Origin of the sequence: Kitasatospora sp. NPDC059722 (genome assembly GCF_042733235.1) — a bacterium.
GTDB lineage: Bacteria > Actinomycetota > Actinomycetes > Streptomycetales > Streptomycetaceae > Kitasatospora.
Genome location: NZ_JBHWGD010000163.1, coordinates 1 through 8386 on the forward strand (window position 1 = coordinate 1; position 8386 = coordinate 8386).

The following is an 8386-nucleotide window of genomic DNA, read 5'->3' on the forward strand; positions in this document are numbered from 1 at the left end:
CGCCCTCGCCGCCGTCGACGGTGACGAAGTCGACGCCGCGGTCACCGCGGGCCATCAGCGTGGCCAGCTCCTGCCAGAACTCCAGCTCGCCGACGGCGCTCTTGATCCCGACCGGCAGGCCGGTCTCGGCGGCCAGCAGCTCGACGAAGTCGAGCATCGAGTCGACGTCGCCGAACGCGGTGTGCCGCGACGGGGAGGCGCAGTCCCGGCCGGCCGGGATGCCGCGGATCGCGGCGATCTCCTCGGTCACCTTCGAGCCCGGCAGCATGCCGCCCAGGCCCGGCTTGGCGCCCTGCGAGAGCTTGATCTCGATCGCCTTGACCGGGGCGCTCGCGACGACCTCCTTGAGCTTGTCGAGGTTGAAGGTGCCGTCCTCGTTGCGGCAGCCGAAGTACGACGTGCCGATCTGGAGCATGAGGTCGCCGCCGTTGCGGTGGTACGGCGACAGGCCGCCCTCGCCCGTGTTGTGCATCGTGCCCGCGAGTGCCGCGCCCTTGTTGAGCGCGGTGATGGCCGCGCCGGAGAGCGACCCGAAGCTCATCGCGGATATGTTCACGACGCTCGCCGGCCGGAAGGCCTTCGCGCGTCCGCGCGGCCCGCCCAGCACCTTGGCCGAGGGCAGCGGGGCCTGCGGGTCGTGGGCGTCGGGCAGGGCGCCGGCGAACGTGCGCTGCTTCAGGTAGGCGTGGCCCTGCACGTGCGCGACGTCGACCTCGGTGCCGAACCCGAAGTAGTTGTTCTCCTCCTTCGCCGACGCGTAGATCCAGGTGCGCTGGTCACGGCTGAAGGGACGCTCCTCCTCGTTGGAGGTCACGATGTACTGCCGCAGCTCGGGCCCGATCGTCTCCAGCAGGTACCGCGCGTGGCCGAGCACCGGGAAGTTCCGGAGCAGCGCGTGCTTCTTCTGCATGAGGTCGCGGGCGGCCAGGAGCGCCACCGCTGTCGCGGCGGCCGCGCCGATGTTCCGGGCGTGCATGGACGTTCCTCCTCGATGCGCGGCCCCATCGCCGTCGGCGGAGCCGTGTTGCCGTGTTGTGCATGGCGTTGGACGACGGGCGCGGCCGGTCAGGCACGGAGTCCGCCGAAGAATCCGGACCGATCCTAGGAGTCGTCCATGAGGCGCCCGTGAGCAGGGTGCCGGGAGCGCCGGCCGGCCTGGAAAACCCGTACCCGGGCCCGGTGACCGAACGCTACGATCTTCACCGAACGCACACCTGTGCGACGGAGTTCGTAGAGAAGCAGGTTCATGCCCCACCCGTTCGTCATCGTCACCCTCCTCGTCCTCGTCATCCGGCTGGGCCTCTGGCTGAACAAGCAGCGCAAGGCCGACGCGGGCCGAGAAGCGCCCGCGGCGGGTCTGGTGTCGCGCTCCGAGCTGGTCGAGGTGGGCAGCGAGCCCACCGACCCGGCGGCGCGTGCCGCGCTGGACGCGGCCCGTGCGGGCGACTGGCGGCCCGCCGCCGCGTACCTCTCGGGCGATGAAGGTGACTGGAGTGCCCGCTACGCCCGGATGAACCCGTTCGGCGAGCTCGCGGCGACCGACGACCTGTGGCTCTGGCAGTGGCGCAAGGAGCAGCCCGACAGCCCCGAGGCCGCCCTGGTGCACACCTGCGCCCTGGTCAAGCGGGCGTGGGAGATCCGCACCGGGCAGTACGCCTCCGAGGTGACCCGGGAACAGGCCACGGGCTTCCACCAGGTGCTGCAGGAGGCTGCTGAGGCGTCGCACGAGGCGATCCGGCTGGCCCCGGCCGACGACCCGAACCCGTGGGCGGCGCAGCAGGCGATCGCGATGGGCCAGGGCTGGTCGCGCGAGCGCTACCGCGAGCTGTGGGCGGAGATCGTGGCCCGCGAGCCCCACCACTTCGGCGCGCACACCGCCGCGCTGCAGTACTGGTGCGCGAAGTGGCGCGGCAGCGACGCGTTGATGCACGGGTTCGCCGACGAGGCGATCGCCGGCGCGCCGGCCGGCAGTCTGCTGACGGTGCTGAAGCTGCGGGCGTACTGGGAGCAGGTGCTGCGCGACAAGTCCGCGGCCACGCTCTACCGGTCCGCCGAGTTCACGGCCGCCCTGGACGCGGCCCTGGCCGACCTCGCGGCCGCCGACCCGGCCCACCCCGGCACCGTCCCGTCCCGCGGCTGGATCGCCCACGGCCTGATCGAGAACGGCCGCCCGGCGCAGGCCCTGGAGCTGTTCCGCGGGATGGGCCGGGAGATCGCGGGCCCGTGGATCTACTACGGGAACCCGGCCGCCGTCTTCGACGCCGCCCGCACCAAGGCCGCCCGCGCGGCGGCCTGACCGGCTGCCGGAGCGGCCCCGCCGCGGCGCTGCACGGCGGGGCCGCTCACCCCTTCGCGTCGGGCCGGTTCAGCTCGCGCGGACGGTGATCGCCTGGACGGGGCACCCGAGCACCGCCTCCCGCAGCAGCGCGTCGTCGGCCCGCGTCGCGCCGCCGGGGAGCAACTCGGCGACTCCGTCGTCGTCCTGGGTGAACACGTCGGGCGCGAGCCGCGTGCACGTCGCCGCGCCGATGCAGCGGCCGGCATCGATCTCGATGCTGCCGTTGACGTCCATGGGGCCTCCTACCAGGCGACGGGCAGCTCGGACACGCCGCCCTGGAGCACGTACGGGGGATCGGCCTTCACCTGCTCGACCGGCACCGCCAGCCGGAGTGTCGGAACCCGGCGGAGCAGGACGCTCAGCGCCGTCCCGGTCACCGCTCTCGCCAGGTTCTGGCCCACGCACTGGTGGACCCCGAACCCGAAGGCGACGTGCCGCCCGGCCCGGCGGCCGACGTCCAGGGCATCGGGGTCCTCCCAGGCGCCGGGGTCGCGGTTCATCAGCATGAGCGAGATCAGGACGCCCTCGCCCGCCTCGATCGTGTGCCCGGCGATCTCGATGTCCGCCGTGGCCACGCGGGGCAGGATGTCGATCACCGACGTGAGGCGGGTGAGCTCGTCGACCGCGCCGGGGATCGACTCCGGTTCACCGCGCAGCCGTTCGAGTTGCTCCGGGTGTGCCAGCAGCGCGAACACCGAGGCGGCGACGGTGCTGGACGTGCTGTCGTCCCCGCTGGCCATGAGCACCATGCAGAGCGCGACTAGCTGATCGCGATCCATGCCGCCCTCCGCCACCGGTCCCGCGATCAGCTCGTCGATCAGCCCGGTGCCGGGCCGCTGCTCCTTGCGGGCGACCACGGCCCGCAGGCGATCGAGGATCTCGCCGAGGATCCGCTGCGCCGCCCCCGCCTCGTCCCCGACGGCGGGGGAGAGCAGGCGCCGGCTGCGCGTCCCGATGTAGTGCCCGTCCTCCTCGGACACGCCCAGCAGCGCGAGGTTGGCCGCGCACGCGAGCGGCAGGGAGAAGGCGGGGACGAGGTCGGCCCGGTCCCCGCCGGCGAGCATCGCGTCGACGAGCGCCTCCGCGGTCCGCTCGATCCCCGGGAGCAGCGCGGCGATCCGCCGGACGCCGAAGGCGGGGATGACGAGCCGCCGCTGGCGCGCGTGCTCGGGATCGTCCACACCGCTCAACGGCGGCGTGAACCCGCCCGCCGACTGCTCGGCGAACTGCGGGGCCAGAGCGGGGAAAGCCGGGTGCAGGACGCTGACGGACAGCCGGGCATCGAGGAGCAGGGCCCGCCCCTCGGCACTTCCGGAGGCCAGCCAGACCTCCCGGCCGTCGTAGAGGGTCACCCGTGACAAGGGCCCGTCCGCCCGCAACCGGTCGTAGCCGTCGGGCATGCGGAACGGACATTCCCGCGCCATCGGGTAGGCGGGAGCCCCGACTTCGCTCGAACGGGTGCCGGCCGGTGTCACGGGCTTCCTCGCCTTCCGCCCGGGAGGGCGGCCAAGGAGCCGGACCGGTCCGGTCGCTCCCTTGGCCCGTCCCAAATCCGGGCACATGGTGCCGATGCGAATCAACGGGGCGATCATGCCAGATCCGCCACCGGAGCAGCGGTGGTGGACCACGGCGACTCGGTAGTGCGGAAAGCCGCTCAAGTGACCATCGGACACGCGGACTTGACCACCGGCCCCGGGGTGCGCACGCGAGAGGCCGCCCCGGCGTCGGTTCCGGGGCGGCCTGGCGGCGCCGGCCCGCTTCCGGAGGGCTGGCGCATGATGACCTTAGCAGTTGCTAATATCGTCAACTGCATGCGGGGTCGGGGCGCGGAAACGCGTATCTCACCGTGGTGCCGCACGGCCGTGCCGTCCGCTCCGTGTCCGGCGCGGGCAGTGGTTGGTGTCTCTCGGCCCGCGCCGGGCGGGCGTGGCCGGTGTGGTGCCGCGGGCGCTTCCGACGTCCGATCCGTCCCGATGGTCGCGGGGGCGCATGCAGGCTCGCCGCCGCTCCTGGAGTTGTGCCTGGGGGCGGCGGCGGGTGCGCGGCGGGGCCGTCCGCCCGGTACGGGGCTGACCTGCGCGTCCGTCCCGTCGGTTGCTAAGGTCAACTCCTTGACGAAGATCGATCGAGATCGACGACGATCGGCCCGGACGGAGACGGTGACGACGTGAACGCCGAAACGCCCACCCCGCCTCCCGTGGTCGGCACCCCGCTGTACCAGCTGAAGGCGGAGTTCTTCAAAACCCTCGGCCACCCCGTGCGCATCCGCGTCCTGGAGCTGCTGAGCGAGCGCGAGCACGCCGTCGCCGAGATGCTGCCCGAGGTCGGCGTCGAAGCCTCCCACCTGTCCCAGCAGCTCGCCGTGCTGCGCCGCTCCAACCTGGTGATCGCCCGTCGCGAGGGCTCGACCGTCTACTACCGTCTCACCAACCCCCAGGTCGCCGAGCTCCTGCGGGTCGCCCGCGCCATCCTGGGCGGCGTCATCAGCGGCCAGGCCGAGCTCCTCAACGGCCTGCTCGCCCAGCCCGAGGGACCCGCCCGGCCGTAAGGCCCGCCCTCCGGCTCAGACCACCAGCTCCTCGTCGATGCGCCGCACCTGATGCCGCGCCATCGCCAGGTTCGCCCGGGTCCGCTCCAGCACCAGGTACAGGAACAGCCCCTTCCCTCCCGGCGACGTCAGCGGGCGCACGAGGTGGTACTGGCGGGTGAGCGTCGTCAGGCTGTCCTCCAGCTTCTCCCCGAGCAGCCCGAGCGCGTCCGCCGCCCGCTGCTGCGCCCGTACGACGTCGGTGGCGCCGGCCGCGGCGACCTGGAGGTCCAGGCCGGAGGCCTCGCCCAGCGTGCCGAGCGCCATCCCGCTGGTGGCGTCGACCAGGGCCACGCCCACCGCCCCGTCGATCGCCATCGCGTCCTTGAGTGCGCCCTCGATGCCTGCCATCCGAACAAGTCCTCCCGACCGTCTCGCGTCGTGGCCGGCCGTCTGCCGACCGCGCACCGAGCGTAGGCACCGGGCGCTTCGTGGTCGTCGTTTTGACCGTTACTGAACACAACAGATCGCTACTGTCGGAATCCATCACATGCGAAAGCAGCGACTTGAAAAATTCTTCATATCCATACATGCTGTCGTGACGTTGGACCGGCAACGGCGGGGGAGAGGAGCGGACGGCTGTGACCGCAGCGTTCGACGAGGAACTGCGCGAACAACTGGCCCGGGCGCGCGAGGAGCTGCGGCAGGCCCGCGCCGACCGGGACGACGAAGGAGCCCAGGCCTACGCCGGGCGCGTCGCCACCCTGCTGTGGATCGCGTCCGCCCATGGGATCGACCTGCCGCACACCGCCGAAGAAGAGCAAGGAGAGGGCTGAACGATGGCCGTCCGCGCGGTCCTCGACGCCGTCCGTGACCGGGCCGGATCCGTGCTGCCCACCCGGCGGGTCCTCGCGACCATGGGCCGCTCGCCCCGCAAGGACCTGGTCGCCGGGCTCACGGTGGCCGTGGTCGCGCTGCCGCTCGCGCTCGGCTTCGGCATCTCCTCCGGCGCCGGCGCCGAGGCCGGACTGGCCACGGCCGTCGTCGCGGGCGCACTCGCCGCCGTCTTCGGTGGTTCCGACGTCCAGGTCTCCGGCCCGACGGGCGCCATGACCGTCGTCCTGGTCCCGATCGTCGCGCGCTACGGCACCGGCGGCGTGCTCACCGTCGGGCTGCTCGCCGGGGCGGTCCTCATCGCGCTCGCCCTGCTGCGCGCCGGTCGCTGGATGGCCTACGTCCCCGTGCCCGTCGTCGAGGGCTTCACCCTCGGCATCGCCGGCGTCATCGCCCTCCAGCAGGTGCCCGGCGCGCTCGGCGTGAGGAAGCCCGGGGGCGACAACCCGGCCGTCGTCGCCGCGCAGGCGGCCCGCGAGTTCGCCACCGCGCCGCACTGGGCGGCGATCGGCGTGGCCCTCGCGGTCTCGGCCGTGATGCTCGTCGGCGGACGGCTGCGGCCCGCGCTGCCGTTCTCGCTGATCGCCGTCGTCGCCGCGACCGTCACCGCCGGGCTCGTCGGCCTCCCCGTCGCCACCATCGGGCACGTGCCCGCGGGTCTCCCGGCGCCCTCGCTCGACTTCCTCGACCCCTCGGCCGTCCCGGCCCTGCTGCCCTCCGCCCTGGCCGTCGCCGCGCTGGCCGCGCTGGAATCCCTGATGTCCGCCACCGCCGCCGACGCGATGATCGTCTCCGAGCGCCACGACGGCGACCGCGAACTGTTCGGCCAGGGCCTGGCCAACCTCGCGGCCCCGCTGTTCGGCGGCGTCGCCGCCACCGGCGCGATCGCCCGCACCGCCGTGAACGTCCGCTCCGGCGCCGTCTCCCGGCTCGCGGCCCTCGTTCACGCCGCCGTCCTCGCGGTGATCGTCTTCGCCGCCGCACCGCTCGTCGCCGGGATCCCGCTGGCCGCGCTCGCCGGGGTGCTGATCGCGACCGCGGTACGGATGGTCCAGGTCGGCTCGCTGCGCGCGCTCGCCCGCTCGGGGCGCGGCGAGGCCGCCGTCCTCGTCCTCACCGCCGCCGCCACGCTCGCCTTCGACCTCGTCACCGCCGTCCCGATCGGCCAGCTGGTCTCCGGTGCCCTGGCGCTCGCCGCGGTGGCGAAGGCGGCCCGGGTCGAGCGGGTCCCGCTGCACGCGGGCCTTCCCCCGGCCGACCACCACGACGAGGAGCGGGCGCTGCTCGCCGAGCACATCGTCGCCTACCGCATCGACGGCCCGCTGCTGTTCGCGGCCGCGCACCGCTTCCTGCTGGAGCTGACCGAGGGCGCCGAGGCGAAGGTCGTGATCCTCCGCATGTCGCGGGTCAGTGCGATCGACGCGAGCGGTGCCACCGTCCTCGGCGACGCCGTCGCCCGACTCCGGGGGCGCGGCACGCTCGTCCTCGTCTCCGGCATCCGCGACGAGCACCATCGGCCCCTCGACGCGCTCGGGGTGCTCGACCGGCTCCGCGTCGACGGGCACATATTCGACAGCACGCCGGAGGCCATCGCCTTCGCCCGTACCCACTTGCCCAGCCGGGCCTTGTCCGGCGGCCCCTCCGGAGCGTCCCGTTGACCGAACTCGCCGAGGGCGTACGGTGATCCGCCGCTGGCGCGATCGGCGGTACCGCGACCACCGCTCCGCCGAGCCGGCAGAGCCCGCCGACCACCACCGCAGCTACCGGATGAGCCTGGCCGGCACCTGGCCGGCCGCCCGGACGAGCCGTCGGATCACGGTCACCGTGCTCACGGGGTGGGGCGTGCCGCCGAAGACGGTCGTGCACGACGCCGCCGTCTTCGCCATCACCGAGTTGGTCACCAACGTGGTCCGGCACGCCGGTTCGCGCTCGCCGTTCTTCGACCTGCTGCTGGCCATGACCGACACCCACCTCGAAGCCGGTGTGCGCGACGGGCACCCGGGCTTGCCCGACACCCCGCGCGCGGGTGACACGGGCGGCCTGGCGGACGTGGCCGGCCTCGTCCGTCACCTCGGCGGCGGCCTGAAGATCCAGCCCGCGCCGGACGGTGGCAAGACCGTCTACGTCCGCCTGCCGCTCAGCCCGTCGACCGCGATCCCGCAGTAAGGCCGCCCTTGCACTTCACCATCACCGAATACGACGACCACGGCGCTCCCGCCGGCCCGCGGACCGTCGACCTGCCGGCGCTCCGGACCGTCCTCGCCGAAGCCGCCACCACGGGCCGGCGCCTGCACATACGCCCGGCGCTGCGGCGCTCCGCGACCGCGCCTCGAAGAACCGCCGTCAGACACCCGCTGACCTCGGAAAACACCCCTGAGAACGACTGGATATCCTGATCACATGAGCGACAACCTCCCCCCGTGCCCGCAGTGCTCCAGCGAGTACACCTATGAGATGAACGCCCTCATGGTCTGCCCGGAGTGCGGCCACGAGTGGGTCCCCGCCGGCGCCGGTGCCGGCGAGGGCGCTGCGGCCGCGGCCGGCGAGCGCGTGATCAAGGACGCCGTCGGCCACGGGCGGGCCGCCGGCGACACCCGGACCCGCGTCCAGGCCCACACGGTCAAGGG

Annotated in this window: 10 protein-coding genes and 1 pseudogene; 7 read left to right on the forward strand and 4 right to left on the reverse strand. The window is 73.4% G+C overall.

What is annotated here, in order from left to right; all coding sequences use genetic code 11:
• The coding region (locus ACFV4F_RS41030; RefSeq protein WP_380510700.1) for a glutamate synthase-related protein at positions 1-976 on the reverse strand (976 nt) is incomplete at its 3' end.
• A gap of 270 nt (positions 977-1246) precedes the next feature.
• On the opposite strand from ACFV4F_RS41030, the gene ACFV4F_RS41035 reads away from it, so the two are divergent.
• Complete coding sequence (locus ACFV4F_RS41035) at positions 1247-2296, forward strand: hypothetical protein (protein WP_380510703.1); 1050 nt, start codon at positions 1247-1249, stop codon at positions 2294-2296.
• A 69-nt stretch (positions 2297-2365) separates the two neighbouring features.
• Here the strand turns inward: ACFV4F_RS41035 and ACFV4F_RS41040 are convergent, their stop codons facing one another.
• Together ACFV4F_RS41040 and ACFV4F_RS41045 are read right to left on the reverse strand one after the other, a co-directional pair.
• On the reverse strand, positions 2366-2572 hold the full coding sequence (locus ACFV4F_RS41040) for a ferredoxin (RefSeq protein WP_380445901.1): 207 nt from the start codon (positions 2570-2572) through the stop codon (positions 2366-2368).
• Between the two features lie 8 nt (positions 2573-2580).
• Positions 2581-3738: a cytochrome P450 gene (locus tag ACFV4F_RS41045; RefSeq protein WP_380510706.1), complete on the reverse strand. Its 1158-nt coding sequence runs from the start codon at positions 3736-3738 to the stop codon at positions 2581-2583.
• Between the two features lie 767 nt (positions 3739-4505).
• On the opposite strand from ACFV4F_RS41045, the gene ACFV4F_RS41050 reads away from it, so the two are divergent.
• On the forward strand, positions 4506-4886 hold the full coding sequence (locus ACFV4F_RS41050) for an ArsR/SmtB family transcription factor (RefSeq protein ID WP_380445900.1): 381 nt from the start codon (positions 4506-4508) through the stop codon (positions 4884-4886).
• A 15-nt stretch (positions 4887-4901) separates the two neighbouring features.
• On the opposite strand, the gene ACFV4F_RS41055 is transcribed toward ACFV4F_RS41050, so the two are convergent.
• Positions 4902-5276 (reverse strand): hypothetical protein, encoded by a 375-nt coding sequence (locus ACFV4F_RS41055; protein ID WP_359970277.1) that lies wholly within the window; start codon positions 5274-5276, stop codon positions 4902-4904.
• 230 nt (positions 5277-5506) lie between these two features.
• Here ACFV4F_RS41055 and ACFV4F_RS41060 point away from each other — a divergent pair, with 230 nt between their 5' ends.
• From ACFV4F_RS41060 to ACFV4F_RS41080, 5 genes and pseudogenes are all read left to right on the forward strand, one after another.
• The gene (locus tag ACFV4F_RS41060) at positions 5507-5701 is read left to right on the forward strand and encodes a hypothetical protein (protein WP_380445899.1); all 195 of its coding nucleotides are present in this window, start codon (positions 5507-5509) and stop codon (positions 5699-5701) included.
• A 3-nt stretch (positions 5702-5704) separates the two neighbouring features.
• Positions 5705-7417: a SulP family inorganic anion transporter gene (locus ACFV4F_RS41065; RefSeq protein ID WP_380510709.1), complete on the forward strand. Its 1713-nt coding sequence runs from the start codon at positions 5705-5707 to the stop codon at positions 7415-7417.
• Between the two features lie 22 nt (positions 7418-7439).
• Positions 7440-7925, forward strand: coding sequence for an ATP-binding protein (locus tag ACFV4F_RS41070; RefSeq protein WP_380510711.1), 486 nt, complete (start codon positions 7440-7442; stop codon positions 7923-7925).
• Between the two features lie 8 nt (positions 7926-7933).
• Positions 7934-8155 (forward strand): hypothetical protein, encoded by a 222-nt coding sequence (locus tag ACFV4F_RS41075; RefSeq protein WP_380445896.1) that lies wholly within the window; start codon positions 7934-7936, stop codon positions 8153-8155.
• 4 nt (positions 8156-8159) lie between these two features.
• Positions 8160-8386: pseudogene (locus tag ACFV4F_RS41080) on the forward strand (alkylphosphonate utilization protein); the annotation flags it as partial.